This is a genomic window from Streptomyces sp. NPDC017890, assembly GCF_044328675.1.
Taxonomy (GTDB): Bacteria; Actinomycetota; Actinomycetes; order Streptomycetales; family Streptomycetaceae; genus Streptomyces.
Window position 1 is genome coordinate 12,915 of sequence record NZ_JBIRHU010000041.1, and the last position, 20,051, is coordinate 32,965.

Consider the following 20,051-nt stretch of genomic DNA (forward strand, 5'->3'; position numbering starts at 1 on the left):
TCAGTCCTTCTTCCGCTTCATCCGTCGCGCGGCCGGGATCGTACGGCCGACGATCACGGCGCGCCGCGGCTGTTTGGCCGGGCCCGCGGGCACGTCCTCCTTGCGACCGCCGAGTGCCCGGCGCACGCCGTACCCGAACGCGGCGACCTTGACCAGTGGGCCGCCGAAGGTGGAGGCCACGGTGCTGGACAGCGCGGAGGCGTTCGACGTGACCTCCTGGACGTCGGAGGCGATCGCGTCGACCCGGTCGATCTGGGTCTGCGCGGAGCGCACCGCCGACGAGGCGTCGGACAGCAGCGGGACGGCCCTGTCGGTCACGTCCGCCACGAGCTTGGTGGTCGCCCTGAGCGTCTGGGCCAGCCTCGCCAGCGCGACGGCGAGGAAGGAGACCAGGATCGCCCAGAAGACGGCCACCAGGATCCCGGCCACCTCGCCACCGGACACTGCGCACCCGCTCCCTGAAAGACGTGCCTGAACATCGGGAAAGTCGTGCACCGAGCCTATCGCGCCGGGCACGGGGCTCCGTACCGGATTACCGTCCGCGCGCGGCGGAGTGCGGTGAAGGCGCGGGAAGCGATTGTACGGAGTGAATCCGGTTCAGTACGCTCCGTGTCTTATGCGAGACCATCGGCGCGACGGAATCCCGCACGGCAACCTTTCGCTCGAACTCGACACCTTCGTGGGGAGAGCCGCGGAGCTCGCGGAGCTGGCCCGGGCGCTGGACTCCGAGCGGCTGGTGACCGTGACCGGGACAGGCGGGGTCGGGAAGTCGCGGCTGGCGGCGCGGGCGGCCGCGCGGTACGTGCCCCGGGACGGGGTGTGGCGGGTGGACCTGGCGCCGGTGCGCGACGAGGAGTTCGTCGACTACGCGGTCGTGGAGGCGCTGGGCCTGACCGACCACACGACCCGGCTGCCGCGCGAGGCGCTGCTCACGCACCTCGCGGGGCGGGAGCTGCTCCTGATCCTCGACGGGGTCGAGCACCTGGTGGACGTCTGTGCCGCGCTGGTGACCGAACTGCTGGGCCGGGCCCCGGGGCTGCGCGTACTGGCGGTGGGGCGCAGGCCCCTGGGCGTGGCCGGGGAGCGGCTGCTTCCGCTGGCACCGCTGAGCCCGGAGGAGGCGCTGGAGCTGCTGACCGTCCGGGCACGGCAGCGGGCCCTGACGTACGGGTACGACGCCGACCTGGACGAGGGCCACGGGGAGATGCGGGAGCTGTGCCGGCGTCTGGACGGGATCCCGTTGGCGATCGAGCTGGCGGCGGGGCGGCTGGGCGCGCTGTCGCCGGGGCAGGTCCTGCAACGGCTGGACGACCGCTTCCGCCTGCTGACCGGCGGGGACCGCAGCGCGCTGCCCCGGCATCGGACGCTGCGCACGGCGATCGGCTGGAGCCATGAGCTGTGCACGCCGGCGGAGCGGCTGCTGTGGGCCCGGCTGTCGGTGTTCGCGGGGCCGTTCGACCTGGAGGCCGCCGAGTACCTGTGCAGCGGCGAGGGGCTGCCCGCCGACGACGTGCTCGACGTGCTCTCCGCGCTGCTCGCGCAGTCGGTGCTGACCCGCGAGGAGACCCCGGCCGGGGTGCGCTACCGGATGCTCGACACGGTGCGGGCGTACGGCGCCGACTGGCTGGAGGCGACGGGCGACACGGCGCGGCTGCGGCGGCGGCACCGGGACTGGTACGTGGGCCTGGCGACCTGGTGCGAGCTGGAATGGTTCTCGCCGCGCCAGCACGAGGTCACCGCGCGAGTGGACGCGGAGCTGCCGAACCTGCGCAGCGCCCTGGAGCACTGTCTGACGGAGCCGGACGAGGCGCACCTGGGCCAGTATCTGGCGGGCGCCCTGTGGTTCCACTGGGTCGGCTGCGGACGGCTGTCGGAGGGGCGGCGCTGGCTTGAGCAGGCGGTGCGGCTGGACGTGGAGGGGACGGCGGGCGAGCAGTCCCGGCTGAAGGCGCTGTGGGTGCTCGGGTACGTGGCGATCCTGCAGGGCGACACGGTGCCCGCGCTGGCGGCGCTCCAGGAGTGCCGGGAGGAGGCCGAGCAGTCCGCGAACCCCACCGCGGTGGCGTACGCGGAGCACCGCACCGGTTGCCTGGCCCTGGTCACGGACGACATGCCCCGCGCCGAGACGCTGCTGCGTTCCGCGCTGCGGCGCTACCGGGAGATCGGCGAGCTCAACAGCAACGTCCTGATGGGCCAGGTGGAGCTGGCGATGGCGCGGGCGTTCCAGGGCGACATGCCGGACGCGGTGCGCCTGTGCGAGGACGTCCGGCAGGTGTGCGAGGACCACGGCGAGCGCTGGGCCCGGGGCTACGCCCTGTACGTGCTGGCCTACGCGGCCTGGAGCGAGGGTGAGCCGGGGCGCGCCCGCGAGTTGCTGGCCGACTGCCTGGCCAGCGCTCACCGCTTCCGGGACCAGCTGGGCTCGGTGCTGGCGGTGGAGCTGCTGGCCCTGGTCACGGTGGCGGACGGGAACGCGGCGGAGGCCGCGGTGCTGCAGGGCGCGGCGGGGCGGATGTGGCCGTCGGTGGGGCTGCCGTTGTTCGGCTCGGCGCACTACAACGCGCCGCACGAGCTGTGCGAGGCGGCGGCCCGGGAGCAGCTGGGCGACGAGCGGTACCAGGACTGCGTACGGCACGGGGCTCGGCTCGGCCGGCGGGAGGCGGTGTCGCGGGCGCTGCGGCGGCCCGGGGTGCCGGCCTCGCTGCCGGCACCGCGCGGGGGCGGGCGGCGTGCCACGACGGGAGCGCGGACGGCGAAGCCCGCCGCCTCGCCCACCCGGAAGGGCGGGGAGACGGCGGGCTGAGGTACCGCTGGTGTACTGCGCCGGGGCTGGGATCAGCGGGCGTAGTACTCGACGACGAGCTGCTCGTCGCAGATCACCGGGATCTCCTTGCGGTTCGGCTCACGGTCCAGGCGGAACGCCAGGGCCTTGAGGTTCACCTGGAGGTAGCGCGGGGTCTCGCCGTCGGGGGCGAAGCCACCTTCACGGGCGATCGTGAAGAGCGTCTTCTCCTTGGAGCGCTCGCGCACCTGCACGACGTCGTCCGGGCGGACACGGAAGGACGGCTTGTCGACCTTCTGGCCGTTGACCTGGATGTGGCCGTGGACGACCATCTGGCGGGCCTGGTAGATCGTGCGGGCGATGCCCGACCGCAGGACCAGCGCGTCGAGGCGGCGCTCGAGCTCGATGACCAGGGCCTCGCCGGTCTTCATGTTGGTCTTGGAGGCACGCTCGTAGGCGCGGACGAGCTGGCGCTCGCTGAGGTCGTACTGCGCGCGCAGACGCTGCTTCTCGAGCAGACGGACCTTGTAGTCCGAGTTCTGCTTGCGGCCGCGGCCGTGCTCGCCCGGCGGGTAGGGGCGGGCCTCGAAGTACTTGACGGCCTTCGGGGTCAGCGCGATGCCGAGGGCACGCGACTTCTTGACCTTGGGACGGGGCTGGTTCGCCACTGTCTGTGTCTCTTTCCTGGTTTCCGGCTTGTCAGGGTTGAGGGAGGTCGCAATCCGCAGCCGGGGAAACCCGCCTGGTCCGCATGGGACCTGCCGGGCAGCCGCTCCCTGGTCTGGGCACATACGTGCAGCACGCGAGTGGCCCACCGACCGCTCCCGGAACTCCTGGTGGTGGTGGGCTGCCCGCGACACCTGTCGACGGTGCGCGACGCTCCTGGAGCCCGCTGGGGGCTCCGGCCGGTTGTCCCGTTCTGACTGCACGGGACTCGGCACTCCCGGCGATTCTACAGGCTGCTCAGGACCGCTTGCGACCGAGGTGCCCGCGGGTCCACTCCACCGCGTCCGCGTACCTGGCCTCTGCGCCGTGCCGGGTCGGGGTGTAGTAGGTGCGGTCCTTCAGCTCGTCCGGGGCGTACTGCTGGGCGGCGATGCCCTCCGGCAGATCGTGCGGGTACACGTATCCCTGCCCGTGTCCGAGCTTGCCCGCGCCCTTGTAGTGGCTGTCACGCAGATGCGCGGGGACCGGCCCGGCGTGCCCCTTGCGTACGTCGTCCAGGGCTGCGCCGATGGCGGTGGTCGCGGCGTTGGACTTGGGGGCCAGCGCCAGGGCGATGGTGGCGTGGCTGAGGGTGAGGGCGGCCTCGGGGAAACCGATCATGGCGACGGCCTGGGCGGCGGCGACGGCGATCGGCAGGGCGTTCGGGTCGGCGAGGCCGATGTCCTCGCTGGCGGAGATCATCAGGCGGCGGGCGATGAAGCGGGGGTCCTCGCCGGCCTCGATCATCCGGGCCAGGTAGTGCAGGGCGGCGTCCACGTCGGAACCGCGGATGGACTTGATCAGGGCGCTGGCGACGTCGTAGTGCTGGTCGCCGTCGCGGTCGTACTTCACGGCCGCCCGGTCGACCGTCTCCTCCAGCGTCGCCAGGGTGACCGCGGCCTCGCCCTTGTCGAGCGCGGCCCCGGCGGCGGCCTCCAGGGCGGTCAGCGCGCGGCGGGCGTCGCCGCCGGCGATGCGCAGCAGGTGGTCCTCGGTGTCCTCGGGGAGCGTGACGGCCTCCCCCAGGCCGCGTTCGTCGGTCAGGGCGCGGCGGAGCAGGCCCCGGACGTCGTCGTCGGTGAGCGGTTCGAGGGTGAGGAGGAGGGAGCGGGAGAGCAGCGGGGAGATCACCGAGAAGTACGGGTTCTCGGTGGTGGCGGCGATCAGGGTGACCCAGCGGTTCTCGACGGCCGGGAGCAGGGAGTCCTGCTGGGCTTTGCTGAAGCGGTGGATCTCGTCGAGGAAGAGGACGGTCTCCTTGCCGTACCCCCCGACGGCGCGGCGTGCGCCGTCGATGACCGCGCGGACCTCCTTGACGCCCGCGGTGATCGCCGACAGTTCCACGAACCGCTTGTTGGTCGCCTTGGAGACGACGTACGCCAGGGTCGTCTTGCCGGTGCCCGGCGGGCCCCAGAGGATCACGGAGGAGGGTCCGGCGGGGCCCAAGGCTCCCTCGCCGACCAGACGGCGCAGCGGTGATCCGGGCTTGAGCAGGTGCTGCTGACCGACGACCTCGTCGAGGGTGCGCGGGCGCATCCGCACGGCGAGGGGGCTGCCGGTCGGGTCCTTCTCCTGGCGTTCTTCTGCTGCGGCGGTGAACAGGTCGGGCTCCACGGTTGAACCCTACCGGGGGGTCCGGGGGTCGCCCCCAGAGGGCACAGCACCGCACCGACAACCCGGTGGGGCCCCTTCCGCGGAGCGGCCCGGCCGGTCCGTCAGCTGGTCCAGAAGTCCCACCAGCGGGTCAGGATCATCATGCCGATGATCCCGACGTGCAGCACCGGCAGCACCCAGGTGAACTCACCGAAGAAGCCCTTGAGCCAGTTCGGTGCGGGAAGGAAGCCCTTGCGGACGTTGAAGGACGTCACGTACCAGAACATGATGATCGTGGCGACCCAGGCCAGGCAGCACCACAGGCACAGCGCGTTGATCCGGTACAGGGACTGGAACTGCAGCCACGTGCAGAAGCCGACACCGAAGAGCGTGCCGGCGTTGAAGGTGAGCCAGTACCAGCGCGGGAAGCGGGCCCCGGCGAGCAGGCTCATGCCGACGCAGACGACGATGCCGTAGGTGACCAGGCCGAGCATCGGGTTGGGGAAGCCGAAGACGGCCGCCTGGTCGCTCTCCATGACGCTGCCGCAGGAGACGACGGGGTTGAGGCTGCACCCGGGCGTGAACGTCGTGCCCGCGACCTTGGCCTCGAGCAGCTTGAACTTGTCGAGCGTGATGACCCACGCGGCGAGCACTCCGGCCGCGCCCGTGATCACCAGCAGCAGGGCGAGGGCACGGCTGCCGCCTTCGGCCCGCCGCGCTCCGGCGATGGGTTCCGGCGCGGGCTCCGTCACGGTGGAGACGTCCTTCACTGTCGTCTTGCTCATCACGCCGATTCCGTCACTTGAGTCGGACCTGCTTCGGGCAGGGCCATTGTGCCGCACGGACCTGCGGGGCCACCGTTCGATGAACGTAAGAACGCACCGGCGATCGCCCCGGAGGGTTGCGTTCCGGCCGATTCCCGTTCCCCAGGGGCACACGCGGGCGAACACGCGCGCCCCTGGAGGCGACAGGACGTACCGGCCCGCTAGCCGAGCCTGGACTCCAGCTCCGCGACGATCTCGTTGACGCCGATCGCCGCCTGCTCGCCGGACTCCATGTCCTTGAGCTGGACGACGCCCTCGGCGAGGTCGCGCTCGCCGAGGACCAGGGCGTAGCGGGCACCGGAGCGGTTGGCTGCCTTCATCGCGGCCTTGAGGCCCTTGCCGCCGTAGGAGAAGTCGGCGGCGACGCCGTTCTTGCGCAACTCGGTGACCTTGGCGAACAGGATCCGGCGGGCCTCCTCGCCGAGCGGGACGGCGAAGACGGAGGTGGCGGACGGGATGTCCAGTTCGATGCCCTCCGCCTCCAGGGCGAGGACGGTGCGGTCGACGCCGAGGGCCCAGCCGACGGACGGCAGGGCGGGACCGCCGATCATCTCGGACAGTCCGTCGTAGCGGCCGCCGCCGCCCACCGCGGACTGGGAGCCGAGGCCGTCGTGGACGAACTCGAAGGTCGTGCGCGTGTAGTAGTCCAGGCCGCGCACCAGCTTCGGGTCGTCCTCGAAGACGACGCCGGCCGCCGTGATCAGCTCGCGCACCTCCTCGTGGTAGGCCTTGCAGGCGTCACACAGGTAGTCGCGCAGCAGCGGGGCGTCGGTGAGCTGCTTCTGCACCTCGGGGCGCTTGTCGTCCAGTACGCGCAGCGGGTTGATCTCCGCGCGGCGCAGCGTCTCCTCGTCCAGGTCGAGACCGCGCAGGAAGTCCTGGAGCGCGGCCCGGTAGACGGGCCGGCACTCCTTGTCGCCCAGGGAGTTGAGCAGGATGCGGAAGTTCCGCAGGCCGAGCGCTCGGTACGACTGGTCGGCGAGGATGATCAGTTCGGCGTCCAGCGCCGGGTCCTCCGCGCCGATCGCCTCGGCGCCGACCTGAGAGAAGTGGCGGTAACGGCCCTTCTGGGGGCGCTCGTAGCGGTACTGCGAGCCCGAGTACCAGACCTTCACCGGCAGGTTGCCCGCCTTGTGCAGGTTGGCCTCCAGGACCGCGCGCAGTACGGGAGCCGTCGTCTCCGGGCGCAGGGCGAGGCGGTCGCCGCCCTTGGTCTCGAAGACGTACATCTCCTTGGTCACGATGTCGGTCGACTCGCCGACACCGCGCGCGAACAGCTCGACGTTCTCGAAACCGGGCGTCTCGATGTAGCCGTAGCCGGAGTTGCGCAGCGGGGCGGCGATCGCCTCGCGGACCGCCAGGTACTTGGCGGAGTCGGGCGGCAGCAGGTCGTACGTGCCCTTGGGGGCCTTGAAGGTGCTCACGGAAGGTCTCTCGTCACATTCCTCGTCGGGGAGCCCCCGGGGCTCCCTGGCCGGCGGCCACCTGCCGCAGATACGGGTTGGTGGCGCGTTCCTGGCCGATGGTCGTGTAGTCGTTGTGACCGGGCAGCACCACGGTGGAGTCGTCGAGCGGGAGGACCACGCGGGCCAGGGACTCGAGCAGGTCGTCCATGGAGCCACCGGGGAGGTCGGTGCGTCCGATGGAGCCGGCGAACAGCAGGTCGCCCGAGAACAGGATCGGCGGGATGTCCGCCGCCTCGGGCAGGCCGAAGGTCACCGACCCCTTGGTATGGCCCGGCGCGTGCGCGACGGTCAGCTCCATGCCCGCCAGCTCCAGCTTCGCGCCGTCGGTCAGTTCCCGGACGTCGTCCGGCTCGCCCACGGTCAGCTCGCCCATGAGCGGCATGCCGATGGTGCGGCCGATCCCCTTCTCGGGGTCGCTCATCATGAAGCGGTCGTCGGGGTGGATCCAGGCCGGCACGTCGTGCGCGCCGCAGACCGGGACGACCGAGGCCACGTGGTCGATGTGGCCGTGGGTGAGGACGACGGCGACGGGCTTGAGCCGATGCTTCCTGATCGCTTCCTCGACTCCGGGGGCCGCCTGATGGCCCGGGTCGATGATCACGCACTCCTCACCGGCGGCGGGGGCGACGAGATAGCAGTTCGTCCCCCAGGCCCCGGCGGGGAACCCGGCAATGAGCACGATCGTCCTTCGTTTGTGTCGGTACGGGTGGGCTTGCGAACCGGCCGCACCCAGAGTGAGAGCCTACCGGCGGTGCCGATTCCTCAGCGAACCCATATACGGTACGGGGCTACACGCCCACGGTCGGCTCATCGCACCCACGCGTACCGGTCGGCACACGAAGACGCACGAGGAGAGAACCCGGTGGTCACCCAGGAGCAGCGGCGGCGTCAGCTCGCCCGGGAGAAGTTCTTGCGGCAGCAGCAGCGACGTACCTCCGCACGACGCAAGGCGCGCATGCGCAACGCCGTGATCGCGTCGGTGCTCGGCGTGATCCTGATCGGCAGTGTCGCGCTGTACACGACCGGAGTGGTCCTGGACGACGGCGACAGCAAGACGAACGCGAACGCCGAGGTCACCCCGAGCGCATCGGCGAGCAGCAAGGCGCCGGACCCGTGCGACAAGCCGGCCGAGGGCGCGGTCAAGACGCAGACCTGGGAGAAGGAACCTGCGATGGCCATCGACAAGTCGGCGAAGTACACGATGAAGCTGGCGACGACCTGCGGTGACATAGACATCGCACTGAAGACGTCGGCGGCGCCGCACACCGTCAACTCGTTCAACTTCCTGGCCGGCAAGGGCTACTTCGACCACACGCCGTGCCACCGGCTCACCACCAACGGGATCTACGTGCTCCAGTGCGGCGACCCGACGGGCCAGGGCAACGGGGGTCCGGGCTACAACATCCCGGACGAGAACCTGAAGGACAAGAGCCTGAAGGAGAACACGTACCCGGCGGGCACGGTGGCGATGGCGAACACCGGCCAGCCGGGCTCCGGCGGCAGCCAGTTCTTCCTCGTGTACCAGAACAGCCCGCTGCCGCCCAGCTACACGCCGTTCGGCACCATCTCGGACGAGGGCATGACGGTGCTGAAGAAGATCGCCGCCGCGGGCGAGAGCACCGGCGCGGGCGACGGAGCACCCAACGCGACGGTCGTGATCGACAAGGCCACCGTCACGAAATCCTGACCCTCATCAGCGAAAGTTCGGTCGCGCGGGATGCGGACAGGCCACCCGCCGGTCGCCTATCTTGGCCGTGACGAAACTGTGGACGATGCCCGGGGGCAGCGAAGCCCTCCGCAGGCATCATGTGGAGGAGGCGCTGTGAGCAGCGACCCGTGGGGCCGCGTCGATGAGACGGGGACCGTGTACGTGCGTACGGCCGACGGCGAGAAGGTCGTCGGCTCCTGGCAGGCAGGCTCCCCCGAGGAGGCGCTGGCCTATTTCGAACGCAAGTACGAAGGCCTGGTTGTCGAGATCGGCCTCCTCGAAAAGCGAGTGAAAACCACCGACCTGTCGGCGAAGGACGCCCAGGCCGCCGTCGACCACCTGCGGGAACAGGTCGACGCCCACCACGCGGTGGGTGACCTGGAGGCGCTGCGGGTCCGGCTGGACAAGCTCGTCGCCCTGGTGGAGACGCGTCGCGAGGAGCGCAAGGCCCAGCGGGCGAAGCAGTCCGACGAGGCGCGCGGCGCCAAGGAGGCGCTGGTCGCCGAGGCCGAGGAGCTGGCGCGGTCCGACCAGTGGCGGTCGGCCGGTGAGCGGCTGCGGTCCCTGGTGGACACCTGGAAGGGCCTGCCGCGCCTGGACCGCAAGTCCGACGACGAACTGTGGCACCGCTTCTCGCACGCGCGCTCGGCCTTCTCCAAGCGCCGCAAGCAGCACTTCGCGCAGCTGGACGCCCAGCGCGAGGAGGCCCGTCGGACCAAGGAACGGCTGGTCGGCGAGGCCGAGGCGCTGTCGGGCTCGACGGACTGGGGGCCGACGGCCGCGCGCTACCGCGACCTGATGTCCGAGTGGAAGGCCGCGGGCCGGGCCCAGCGCGAGCACGAGGACGACCTGTGGAACCGCTTCCGCGGCGCCCAGGACGTGTTCTTCGCCGCCCGCAGCTCGGTCTTCGCCGAGCGGGACGCCGAGCAGACGGAGAACCTCAAGCTCAAGGAGGAGCTGGCCGAGGAGGCCGAGAAACTCCTGCCCGTGACCGACCTGAAGGCGGCCCGCGCCGCGTTCCGTACGGTCAACGAGCGCTGGGAGGCCATCGGCCACGTGCCGCGCGACGCCCGACCGAAGGTCGAGGGCCGGATGCACGCGGTCGAGCGGGCGCTCCAGGAGGCCGAGGAGACCGAGTGGCGCCGGACGAACCCGGAGGCACGCGCGCGTGCCGCGGGCCTGACCGGGCAGCTCCAGGCAGCCGTGGACAAGCTGCGCTCCCAGATCGAGCAGGCTCGTGCCCAGGGCAACAACGCCAAGGCCGACAAGCTCCAGCGTGAGCTGGACGGCCGGCAGGCGCTGCTGGACCAGGCGCTGAAGGGCCTGCACGAGTTCGGCGGCTGACACACACCCGCGCGCAGGCGAAGGGGTTCCCGTACATGCCGTACGGGAGCCCCTTCGCCTGTACGGGAGCCTCTTCGCCCGTGGGCCCCTACGACGGCCTGCGCGCCGACGTCACCCGGTACACGTCGTACACGCCCTCGACGCCCCGTACGGCCTTCAGGACGTGCCCGAGGTGCTTCGGGTCGCCCATCTCGAAGGTGAAGCGGGAGGTGGCGACGCGGTCGCGGGAGGTCTGGACGGCCGCGGACAGGATGTTGACGTGCTGGTCGGACAGCACACGCGTGACGTCCGACAGCAGCCGGGAACGGTCCAGCGCCTCGACCTGTATGGCGACCAGGAAGACCGAGGACTGTGTGGGCGCCCACTCGACCTCGAGGATGCGCTCGGGCTCGCGGGAGAGCGAGTCCACGTTCACACAGTCGCTGCGGTGAACGGAGACGCCGCTGCCGCGGGTGACGAAGCCGATGATGGGGTCGCCGGGGACGGGCGTACAGCAGCGGGCCAGCTTGACCCACACGTCCTCCACGCCCTTGACGACGACGCCCGGATCGGCGTTGGTACGGCGTTTGCGGCCGCGGCCTCGCGCGGGCGGGACCGACTCGTCGATCTCCTCGGTGGCCGCCTCCTCGCCGCCGAGTGCCTGGACCAGCTTCTGCACGATGTTCTGCGCGGAGACGTGGCCCTCGCCGATCGCCGCGTACAGCGCGGAGATGTCCGAGTAGCGCATCTCGTGGGCGAGCGTGACCAGGGAGTCGCCGGTCAGGATGCGCTGGATCGGCAGGTTCTGCTTGCGCATGGCGCGGACGATCGCGTCCTTGCCCTGCTCGATCGCCTCGTCGCGGCGCTCCTTGGAGAACCAGGCGCGGATCTTGTTGCGGGCGCGCGGCGACTTCACGAAGCCGAGCCAGTCTCGGGAGGGGCCCGCGCCGGCCGCCTTGGAGGTGAAGACCTCCACCAGGTCGCCGTTGTCCAGGGTGGACTCCAGCGGGACGAGGCGGCCGTTGACCCGGGCCCCTATGGTGCGGTGGCCGACCTCGGTGTGCACCGCGTACGCGAAGTCGACGGGGGTGGCGCTCGCGGGGAGCGCTATGACGTCGCCCTTGGGAGTGAAGACGAAGACCTCGTTGCGGGAGAGGTCGAAGCGCAGGGACTCCAGGAACTCCCCGGGGTCCTCGGTCTCCTTCTGCCAGTCCAGCAGCTGCCGCAGCCACGCCATGTCGTTGAGGTGGTCGTCCTTGCCCTTGCCGGACGACTTCGGCGCGTCGGAGCGCACCTTGGAGGCGCCCGCGACGGCCTCCTGCTTGTACTTCCAGTGCGCGGCGATGCCGTACTCGGCGCGGCGGTGCATGTCGAAGGTGCGGATCTGCAGCTCGACCGGCTTGCCGTTGGGCCCGATGACCGTCGTGTGCAGCGACTGGTACATGTTGAACTTGGGCATCGCGATGTAGTCCTTGAACCGGCCCGGGACCGGGTTCCATCGCGCGTGCACGGTGCCGAGTGCCGCGTAGCAGTCGCGGACGGTGTCCACGAGGACGCGGATGCCCACCAGGTCGTAGATCTCCGCGAAGTCACGGCCGCGGACGATCATCTTCTGGTAGACGCTGTAGTAGTGCTTGGGGCGGCCGGTGACGGTCGCCTTGATGCGGGCCGCGCGCAGGTCCTGCTGGACCTCGTCGGTGACGATGGCGAGGTACTCGTCGCGCTTGGGGGCGCGCTCGGCGACCAGGCGGACGATCTCGTCGTACATCTTGGGGTAGAGGATCGCGAAGGCGAGGTCCTCCAGCTCCCACTTGATGGTGTTCATGCCCAGCCGGTGGGCGAGCGGCGCGTAGATCTCCAGGGTCTCGCGCGCCTTCTTCTCCTGCTTCTCGCGCTTGAGATAGCGCATGGTGCGCATGTTGTGCAGGCGGTCGGCGAGCTTGATGACCAGGACGCGCGGGTCCTTGGCCATGGCGACGACCATCTTGCGCACGGTCTCGGCCTGCGCGGCCTCGCCGAACTTGACCTTGTCGAGCTTGGTGACGCCGTCGACGAGGAGGGTGACCACGTCGCCGAAGTCTCGGCGCAGGTCCTCCAGGCCGTACTCGGTGTCCTCGACGGTGTCGTGCAGCAGGCCCGCCATGAGCGTGGCCGGGTCCATGCCCAGCTCGGCGAGGATGGTGGTGACGGCCAGCGGGTGCGTGATGTACGGGTCGCCGCTCTTGCGCTTCTGGCCGCGGTGCCAGCGTTCGGCGACCTGGTAGGCGCGCTCGATCTGGCGCAGGGTCGCCGTCTCGATCTTGGGGTCGTTGCTGCGCACTATCCGCAGCAGCGGCTCCAGGACCGGGTTGTACGGGTTGGCGCGCTGCACGCCGAGGCGGGCCAGGCGGGCGCGGACGCGGTTGGAGGAGCCCGAGCGGGCGGGCTGGCCGGACGGCGCGCGGACCACGGGCGCGTTCCGTTCGCGCTCGGGCGGGATCGGCCCCGGACGCAGCTGCTGGTCGGCCGGCTTGTCGACGGGCGCGGCCGGGGCGTGCTGGATCGGCCCGCGGGTGTCGTTCGTCGCCTGCGGCGAACTGGGCGCGGGCTTCGCCGCGGGCGCCGAGGCGGACTCGGGCTTTGCGGCGGTCAGTGGCTGGGCCTCGTCTGGCAAGAGGACTCCTCGTGCGCGATCCGGGTCCCCCGGTCAGGCTCCGGAAACCCCATGGTAGCGATCCTGCGCTCCAGGATCGCCTTCCGGCCACTGTGAGGGCCGTCGACCCGAGAAACGCCTGAGGCGGGCGCCGGATTCCTCCGGGCCCGCCACAGGTGTGCGGTGCGTGCGACTCAGACCGTGAGCAGTGCCGTCAGCGGCGCCCCGGCCAGGGCCGGCTCCAGACGGGCCCGCCCGCCGAGGAAGCCCAGCTCCATCAGGACGGCTAGGCCCGCGACCTGCGCGCCCGCCCGGCGGATGAGCCCCAGCGAGGCCTCGGCCGTACCGCCGGTGGCGAGGACGTCGTCGACGACCAGCACCCGGTCCCCGGCGGTCAGGTCCTCGGCGTGCACCTCGATCTCGGCCGAGCCGTACTCCAGGTCGTACGCCTGGCTGAGGGTGGCTCCGGGGAGCTTGCCCGCCTTGCGTACGGGGATGAAGCCGAGGCCCGCCCTCAGGGCCACCGGGGCGCCGAGGATGAAGCCGCGGGCCTCCAGACCGACGACCTTGGTGGCGCCGGTGCGCTCGGCGACCTCGGCGAGCGCGTCGGTCAGGGCGGTGAAGGCGGCAGGGTCGGCCAGGAGCGGGGTGATGTCCTTGAACACCACGCCCGGCTCCGGGTAGTCGGCCACGTCCCGGATACGGCTGAGCAGCAGCTCCGTGATGTCGGTCGTTCCGGTCATCGGCGCTTTCCAGAGGGTCGGCCGCGGCCCCTGGTACGGGACGCGGGCTGGTTGCGGGGGCCCACGACCGCGGCGGCCGCGTCGTCGGCCTCGTCGGCCTCGTCCTCGGCGTACCGCTCGTCGTCGAAGTCGTCCTCCGCCGGCTCGCCCGAGGCCGCCGCCTGGGCCCGCTTGGCGAGCACCCGCTTCTTGAGGGCCTTCATCTGCGGCTCGGCCTCCTTGAGGTCGGCGACGAGCGGCGTGGCGATGAAGATCGACGAGTACGCGCCCGCGGCCAGGCCGACGAACAGCGACAGCGAGATGTCGTTGAGCATGCCCGCGCCGAGGACACCGCCACCGATGAACAGCAGACCGCCGACCGGCAGCAGGGCGACCACCGTGGTGTTGACGGAACGGACCAGGGTGCTGTTGATCGACCGGTTGGCGATCTCGGCGTAGGTCCAGCGGGTCTGTTTGGTGATGTCCTTCGTCTGCTCCTTGAGACTGTCGAAGACGACGACCGTGTCGTAGAGCGAGTAGCCGAGGATGGTCAGCAGACCGATCACCGTGCCCGGCGTGACCTCGAAGCCGACGAGGGCGTAGATGCCGACCGTGATGGTGATGTCGTGGACCAGCGCGACGAACGCGGCGAGCGCCATGCGCCACTCGAACGCGATCGCCAGGTAGATCACCACGAGGACCATGAAGATCCCGAGGCCCTGCCAGGCCTTGTTCGCGACCTGGTCACCCCAGCTGGGGCCGACCAGGTCGGCGTTGATCTTCTCCGCCGGGACGTCCAGGTCCTTGGAGAGCTCCGCCTTGATCTGGTCCGAGGCCTCGGTGTCGGTGCCCGAGATCTGGATGCGGAGGCTGCCGTCGCCGAGCTTCTGGACGATCGCGTCGTGGCCGGAGGCCTCTTCCGCGAACGTCTCGGCCTGGGAGACCGAGGCGCTCATGTTCTTCGGGGTGGTGAAGACCGCGCCGCCCTGGAACTCGATGCCCATGTGCAGGCCGCGCACCGCCAGGCCGACGATGGCCGTGATGGTGATGAGGATCGAGATGCCGTACCAGAGCTTGCGGTTCTTGACGAAGTCGTAGCCGATCTCGCCATGGTGCAGTCGGGCGCCGAGGTTGCCGAGCTTTCCCATCTCACGCCTCCTTCGGGTCGACGTGGCCGGCGGCGGGACGGGCGGGGCGGCGGGTGCGGCGCAGCGGCGGCTTGGCCCCCAGGCTCTTCGGGTCGAGACCGGACCACTTGTGACCGCTCGCGAAGAACTTGCGCCGGGCCATCAGCGTCAGCAGCGGCTTGGTGAAGAGGAACACCACCACCACGTCGAGCAGCGTGGTCAGACCCAGGGTGAACGCGAAGCCCTGCACCTTGCCGACGGTGACGGCGAAGAGCACCGCCGCGGCGAGGAAGGACACGAAGTCCGAGACCAGGATGGTGCGCCGGGCGCGCGGCCAGGCCCGCTCGACGGCGGGCCGCAGGGTGCGGCCCTCCCGGATCTCGTCGCGGACGCGTTCGAAGTACACGATGAACGAGTCCGCCGTGATGCCGATGGCGACGATGGCACCGCACACCGCCGGCAGGTTCAGCGCGAAGCCGATGGCCGGACCGAGCAGCGACATGATCACGTACGTCAGACCCGCGGAGACCAGCAACGAGGCGACGGCGATGAACGACAGGCCGCGGTAGTAGACCAGCAGGTAGAGGACGACCAGGGCGAGGCCGATGGCGCCCGCGATCAGGCCGGCCTTGAGCTGCTCACCGCCGAGCGCGGCGGTGACGGTGGTGACGCTGTCCTCCTTGAAGGTCAGCGGCAGGGCGCCGTAGGACAGCATGTTGGCGAGGCCCTGGGCCTCTTCCTGGTCGAAGCTGCCGGAGATCTCCGCGTTGCCGCCGGTGAGCGCCTGACTGACATACGGGTCGGAGACGACCTCGTTGTCCAGGACGATGGCGAACTGGTTCTGCGGGGACTGGTTCTGCGCCAGCTTGCCGGTGATGCTCGCGAACTTCTTGGCGCCCTCGTCCGTGAACTTCATCGTCACGGTCCAGCCGGCGGCCGTCTGCGTGTTGTAGACGGCCTCGGCCTTGTCGACGTCGGTGCCGTCGACCTCGGCGGGGCCGAGGATGTACTTCTGCCACTGGCCCTGGGAGTTCTGGCCGCAGGCGACCATCGAGTCGCCGGGCTTGGAACCGTCGCCGGCCTTGGCGCGGGCGCCCTCGTCGGTGCAGTCCAGCTTGGCGTACTCGGCCTGGAGCTTGGCGGTGGCGTCGTCACCCGAGGCGCTGGCGCTCGGGGACGGGGAGGCACCGTCGGACGTCTTGGCCGACGGGCTGGGGTCCGCCTTCAGGGCGTCGCTGGCGGCGCGGCCCTGGGTGGTGGCGCTCGCCGAGGCGGAGCCGGACGGGGAGGAGCTCGCCTCGTCCGTGTCGGTGGCCTTGTCGGTCGCCTCGTCCGTGGCCTTGTCGGTCGCCGTGTCCGAGGCGCCGCCGGTGGCGCTGGGCGAGGGGCTGCCCGTCGCCGCCGCGCCGGAGAGCTCGGTGGCGACGACCGGACGGAAGTAGAGCTTGGCGGTGGTGCCGACCTGGGCCCGGGCCTCCCCGGAGTCCGTCCCCTTGGGGATGTTGACGATGATGTTCCGGTCGCCCTGGGTCTGGACCTCGGCCTCGGAAACACCCAGACCATTGACACGGCGGTTCATGATCTCGACCGCGGTGTCCATGTTGGTCTTGTTGATCGCGGACTCCTGGCCCGCTTCCGGCACGGCCCGGAGCGTGATGCTCGTGCCGCCGGCCAGGTCGATACCGAGACGCGGAGTCGTGTGCCCGGAGGCGAACATGCCCCCGGTGAGCGCCACAATGGCGATCAGAATCAGGGCCAGCGAGCGCCCGGGCTTACTTTGAGCGCTCGCATTCTTTCCCTTTTTAAGTGCTGCCACCTTTGTGTACTCCCTCTCATGCCGCTTCACGCCGGGTAGGCGTCACCGGCGGCCATCACATGGTGTCGGCATCCGTGTGAGCCGCGCGTCACACGGGGGCGCGGGCAGTGCCCGCGCCCCCGGAGCACGGCTACTTGGCCTCGGAACCGCCGTCGGACTTCTTCGGCTGCTCGTCCGTCTTCGTCTCGGCGGACGCGGCGTCGACCGTCGGCTCGTCGGCCGGCTCGTCGGCCGCGTCCTTCTTGCCGAGGTCGACGGGCCGGTCGTCCGAGGAGACGGCGGCGTCGGCGTCGGAGGCGTCGGTCTCGGTGAGGGAGGAGGCATCGTCCGGGACGACGTCGGCGTCGGACTTCAGGTCGTGCTCGACGCCGTGGACGATGCGGTTGTACTCGTCGTCGGTGAGGACGGCACCGATGGAGTTCTTGGCGAAGAGCAGCTCGACGCCCGGACCGGCGTCGAGGAGGACCGTGTCCTCGCTGACCTCCTTGACCGTGGCGTACATGCCCCCGATGGTGCGGACTCCGGAACCGGGCTGCATCTGGTTCCGCATGTCGGCGGCCTGCTGCTGCTTCTTCTTCGCCGACCGGGTCATCAGGAACATGGCCCCGATGAGCACGATGAACGGGAGGAGGGTCACGAGACTCACGGGTCGGTACTTCCTTCACACGACCGCGATGGGGAGCGGCCTGATGGTTGGGGGTGTGTCCGCCGCCGACAAGGGCGGCATCGGCGGAGTCTAAGCGAGTCCGCGCGCATGGAACAACGCTCAGCGTGGCACCGGGGTTCCTGCTCCGGCGAATGTCCTCCTCGTGACGGGGTCGTCACGCCCCGAACAAGTCCTGTTGTCCGTTTCCGGAACTCTGGGAACGCGGCGGGGTGAGGCCGAGATGCGCCCATGCGGCGGGGGTCGCGACCCGTCCGCGTGGGGTGCGGGCGAGCAGTCCCTCCCGGACGAGGAAGGGTTCGGCGACCTCTTCCACTGTCTCACGCTCCTCCCCCACGGCGACGGCGAGCGTGGACAGGCCCACCGGCCCGCCGCCGAACAGCTTGAGCAGGGCTTCCAGCACACCCCGGTCCAGACGGTCCAGGCCCCGGGCGTCGACCTCGTAGACCGCGAGGGCGGCCGCGGCGATCTCCTGGGTGATCAGGCCGTCGGCCTTGACCTGGGCGTAGTCGCGGACCCGGCGCAGCAGGCGGTTGGCGATGCGGGGCGTGCCGCGGGAGCGGCCGGCGATCTCGGCGGCGCCGGCCGTGTCGATCCCGACGTCGAGCAGGCCCGCCGAGCGGTGGATGACGCGTTCCAGTTCGGCCGGTCCGTAGAACTCCATGTGGGCGGTGAAACCGAAGCGGTCGCGCAGCGGCGGCGGCAGCAGCCCCGCGCGCGTGGTGGCGCCGACCAGGGTGAAGGGCGGCAGCTCCAGGGGGATGGCGGTGGCGCCCGGGCCCTTGCCTACGATGACGTCGACGCGGAAGTCCTCCATCGCCATGTAGAGCATCTCCTCGGCGGGCCGCGACATGCGGTGGATCTCGTCGAGGAAGAGGACCTCGCCCTCCTGGAGGGAGGAGAGGATGGCCGCGAGGTCGCCGGCGTGCTGGATGGCGGGGCCGGAAGTGATGCGGATGGGGGCTTCCATCTCGGCCGCGATGATCATCGAGAGGGTGGTCTTGCCCAGCCCGGGAGCGCCGGAGAGCAGCACGTGGTCGGCGGTCGCCCCGCGCGCGCGTGCGGCGCGCAGCACGAGGTCGAGCTGCTCGCGGACCTTCTCCTGGCCGATGAACTCGCCCAGGTCCTTGGGGCGCAGGGCGGCCTCCACGGCCTGGTCCTCGCCGTCGGCGGACGCACCCACCAGCCGTTCGCCCGCGGCGTCCGTGTCGGTCGTGTCGTCCCAGTTCATCAGGTGTGCCTCGGCTCTCGGTACGGTCTATCGGGCGCGGTTCAGTGTCTGCAGGGCCGCCTTCAGCAGCTGTCCCACCTGGGGCGTGCCCCCGGCGGCCTCCGCCTGGGGCGCCACGGCGGAGACGGCCTCGTCGGCCTCGCGGGTCGCGTACCCGAGGCCGATCAGGGCCGCGTGCAGCTGGTCGCGCCAGCCGGTGCTGACCGGTGTGCCGACGGCGGGGGTCCCGACGGGTTCGCCGAGGCGGTCCTTCAGCTCCAGGAGCAGTTTCTGCGCGCCCTTCTTGCCGATGCCCGGGACGGCGGTGAGCGCCTTCTCGTCGCCGGTGGAGACGGCCGAGCGCAGGGCGTCGGGGCTGTGCACGGCGAGCATCGCCTGGGCCAGCCGGGGGCCGACGCCGCTCGCCGTCTGGAGCAGCACGAAGACCTGGCGCTCGTCGTCGTCGGCGAAGCCGTACAGGGTGAGCGAGTCCTCGCGGACGACGAGGGAGGTGGCGAGTTTGGCGGGCTTGCCGATCCGGAGGGTGGAGAGCGTGCTCGGCGTGCACTGGACGGCCATGCCGACGCCGCCGACCTCGACCACCGCGGCGTCGGGGGCGAGGGCGGCGACCGTGCCGCTGACGAAGGCGATCATGGCGTACGGCCTTTCGGTGCGGTCGGGGCTTTCGGAGTCCGCTGGGCTTTCGAGGCGTGCAGGGCCACGGCCTGCTGGAGGCGGTTCTGCGCGGGAGTGCGCCAGATGTGGCAGATGGCGAGCGCGAGGGCGTCGGCGGCGTCGGCGGGCTTGGGGGGCGCGGCGAGCCGCAGCAGGCGGGTGACCATGGCACCGACCTGTGCCTTGTCGGCGCGTCCGCTGCCGGTGACGGCGGCCTTGACCTCGCTGGGGGTGTGCAGGGCGACCGGGATGCCGCGGCGGGACGCGCACAGGATGGCGACGGCGCTGGCCTGGGCGGTGCCCATCACCGTACGCACGTTGTGCTGGCTGAAGACGCGCTCCACGGCGACGTACTGAGGCCGGTGCTCGTCCAGCCACTGCTCGATGCCCTGCTCGACGGCGACGAGGCGGTGGCCGAGGTCGGCGTCCGAGGGCGTCCGGACGACACCGACGCCGATCATGGTGAGCGGCCGGCCCGCGACACCTTCCACGACACCGACCCCGCAGCGGGTCAGCCCCGGGTCCACCCCAAGTACGCGCACGTGCACCCCTTCGCGGCTGAACCGCCGCCGCTCTCGCGGCTCCGGCTGATCGCCGTCGGGGTCCTCAATCGGTGGTTGCGGTCCGTGGACGGTGATCTTTGACGTACGCCAGGCTATCGGCTGCCACTGACAGGAGCGGCGGGGGGGGGGGGGGGGGGGGCCCCCCCCCCCCCCCCCCCCCCCCCGGGGGGGGGGGGGCCGCGCCCCCCCCCCCCCCCCCCCGACCCCCAGCCGCGGGGCGGTGGTGGGGGGGGGGGAGGAG

The 20,051-nt window shown here is 71.1% G+C and carries 17 protein-coding genes; 3 read left to right on the forward strand and 14 right to left on the reverse strand.

The window, feature by feature from the left end:
- A complete protein-coding gene (locus ACH4F2_RS33825) occupies positions 1-444 on the reverse strand; it encodes a DUF948 domain-containing protein (RefSeq protein WP_398136564.1) in 444 nt (147 codons plus the stop codon).
- A gap of 172 nt (positions 445-616) precedes the next feature.
- Here ACH4F2_RS33825 and ACH4F2_RS33830 point away from each other — a divergent pair, with 172 nt between their 5' ends.
- A complete protein-coding gene (locus tag ACH4F2_RS33830) occupies positions 617-2,803 on the forward strand; it encodes an ATP-binding protein (protein ID WP_398136565.1) in 2,187 nt (728 codons plus the stop codon).
- 32 nt (positions 2,804-2,835) lie between these two features.
- On the opposite strand, the gene rpsD is transcribed toward ACH4F2_RS33830, so the two are convergent.
- The 5 genes from rpsD to ACH4F2_RS33855 form a co-directional block, all read right to left on the reverse strand.
- Complete coding sequence (gene rpsD / locus ACH4F2_RS33835) at positions 2,836-3,450, reverse strand: 30S ribosomal protein S4 (protein ID WP_003977321.1); 615 nt, start codon at positions 3,448-3,450, stop codon at positions 2,836-2,838.
- 295 nt (positions 3,451-3,745) lie between these two features.
- Positions 3,746-5,101, reverse strand: coding sequence for a replication-associated recombination protein A (locus ACH4F2_RS33840; RefSeq protein ID WP_398136566.1), 1,356 nt, complete (start codon positions 5,099-5,101; stop codon positions 3,746-3,748).
- Positions 5,102-5,202: 101 nt separating this feature from the next.
- Positions 5,203-5,865 (reverse strand): vitamin K epoxide reductase family protein, encoded by a 663-nt coding sequence (locus tag ACH4F2_RS33845; protein ID WP_398136567.1) that lies wholly within the window; start codon positions 5,863-5,865, stop codon positions 5,203-5,205.
- A 200-nt stretch (positions 5,866-6,065) separates the two neighbouring features.
- A complete protein-coding gene (gene hisS / locus ACH4F2_RS33850) occupies positions 6,066-7,328 on the reverse strand; it encodes a histidine--tRNA ligase (protein WP_398136568.1) in 1,263 nt (420 codons plus the stop codon).
- 13 nt (positions 7,329-7,341) lie between these two features.
- A complete protein-coding gene (locus ACH4F2_RS33855) occupies positions 7,342-8,049 on the reverse strand; it encodes an MBL fold metallo-hydrolase (protein WP_398136569.1) in 708 nt (235 codons plus the stop codon).
- 183 nt (positions 8,050-8,232) lie between these two features.
- On the opposite strand from ACH4F2_RS33855, the gene ACH4F2_RS33860 reads away from it, so the two are divergent.
- Both ACH4F2_RS33860 and ACH4F2_RS33865 read left to right on the forward strand, forming a co-directional pair.
- The gene (locus tag ACH4F2_RS33860) at positions 8,233-9,057 is read left to right on the forward strand and encodes a peptidylprolyl isomerase (RefSeq protein ID WP_398136570.1); all 825 of its coding nucleotides are present in this window, start codon (positions 8,233-8,235) and stop codon (positions 9,055-9,057) included.
- 135 nt (positions 9,058-9,192) lie between these two features.
- Entirely contained in the window at positions 9,193-10,422 is a 1,230-nt protein-coding gene (locus tag ACH4F2_RS33865; RefSeq protein WP_398136571.1) for a DUF349 domain-containing protein, read from the forward strand.
- An 88-nt stretch (positions 10,423-10,510) separates the two neighbouring features.
- Here the strand turns inward: ACH4F2_RS33865 and relA are convergent, their stop codons facing one another.
- The 8 genes from relA to ruvC form a co-directional block, all read right to left on the reverse strand.
- Positions 10,511-13,054: a GTP pyrophosphokinase gene (gene relA, locus ACH4F2_RS33870; RefSeq protein WP_398136572.1), complete on the reverse strand. Its 2,544-nt coding sequence runs from the start codon at positions 13,052-13,054 to the stop codon at positions 10,511-10,513.
- A 173-nt stretch (positions 13,055-13,227) separates the two neighbouring features.
- The gene (locus tag ACH4F2_RS33875) at positions 13,228-13,776 is read right to left on the reverse strand and encodes an adenine phosphoribosyltransferase (protein WP_398136573.1); all 549 of its coding nucleotides are present in this window, start codon (positions 13,774-13,776) and stop codon (positions 13,228-13,230) included.
- The gene (secF, locus tag ACH4F2_RS33880) at positions 13,773-14,903 is read right to left on the reverse strand and encodes a protein translocase subunit SecF (RefSeq protein ID WP_398136574.1); all 1,131 of its coding nucleotides are present in this window, start codon (positions 14,901-14,903) and stop codon (positions 13,773-13,775) included. Before secF ends, ACH4F2_RS33875 begins: the two co-directional genes overlap by 4 nt.
- Before the next feature lies 1 nt (position 14,904).
- A complete protein-coding gene (gene secD, locus ACH4F2_RS33885) occupies positions 14,905-16,698 on the reverse strand; it encodes a protein translocase subunit SecD (protein ID WP_398136575.1) in 1,794 nt (597 codons plus the stop codon).
- 130 nt (positions 16,699-16,828) lie between these two features.
- Positions 16,829-17,344 carry a preprotein translocase subunit YajC gene (gene yajC / locus ACH4F2_RS33890; RefSeq protein WP_398136576.1) on the reverse strand — a complete coding sequence of 172 codons (516 nt, stop codon included), beginning with the start codon at positions 17,342-17,344 and terminating at the stop codon, positions 16,829-16,831.
- A 175-nt stretch (positions 17,345-17,519) separates the two neighbouring features.
- Positions 17,520-18,593 carry a Holliday junction branch migration DNA helicase RuvB gene (gene ruvB, locus ACH4F2_RS33895; RefSeq protein WP_398136577.1) on the reverse strand — a complete coding sequence of 358 codons (1,074 nt, stop codon included), beginning with the start codon at positions 18,591-18,593 and terminating at the stop codon, positions 17,520-17,522.
- A gap of 27 nt (positions 18,594-18,620) precedes the next feature.
- On the reverse strand, positions 18,621-19,226 hold the full coding sequence (ruvA, locus tag ACH4F2_RS33900; protein WP_398136578.1) for a Holliday junction branch migration protein RuvA: 606 nt from the start codon (positions 19,224-19,226) through the stop codon (positions 18,621-18,623).
- A complete protein-coding gene (ruvC, locus tag ACH4F2_RS33905; RefSeq protein WP_398136579.1) occupies positions 19,223-19,789 on the reverse strand; it encodes a crossover junction endodeoxyribonuclease RuvC in 567 nt (188 codons plus the stop codon). Before ruvC ends, ruvA begins: the two co-directional genes overlap by 4 nt.
- Between the last annotated feature and the right edge of the window lie 262 nt (positions 19,790-20,051).

Coding starts and splice junctions, on each gene's coding strand:
- ACH4F2_RS33830 (WP_398136565.1), top strand. CDS start 617: ATGCGAGACCATCGGCGCGACGGAATCCCGCACGGCAACCTTTCGCTC.
- ruvB (WP_398136577.1), bottom strand. CDS start 18,593: ATGAACTGGGACGACACGACCGACACGGACGCCGCGGGCGAACGGCTG.
- ACH4F2_RS33875 (WP_398136573.1), bottom strand. CDS start 13,776: ATGACCGGAACGACCGACATCACGGAGCTGCTGCTCAGCCGTATCCGG.
- ACH4F2_RS33845 (WP_398136567.1), bottom strand. CDS start 5,865: ATGAGCAAGACGACAGTGAAGGACGTCTCCACCGTGACGGAGCCCGCG.
- secF (WP_398136574.1), bottom strand. CDS start 14,903: ATGGGAAAGCTCGGCAACCTCGGCGCCCGACTGCACCATGGCGAGATC.
- ruvA (WP_398136578.1), bottom strand. CDS start 19,226: ATGATCGCCTTCGTCAGCGGCACGGTCGCCGCCCTCGCCCCCGACGCC.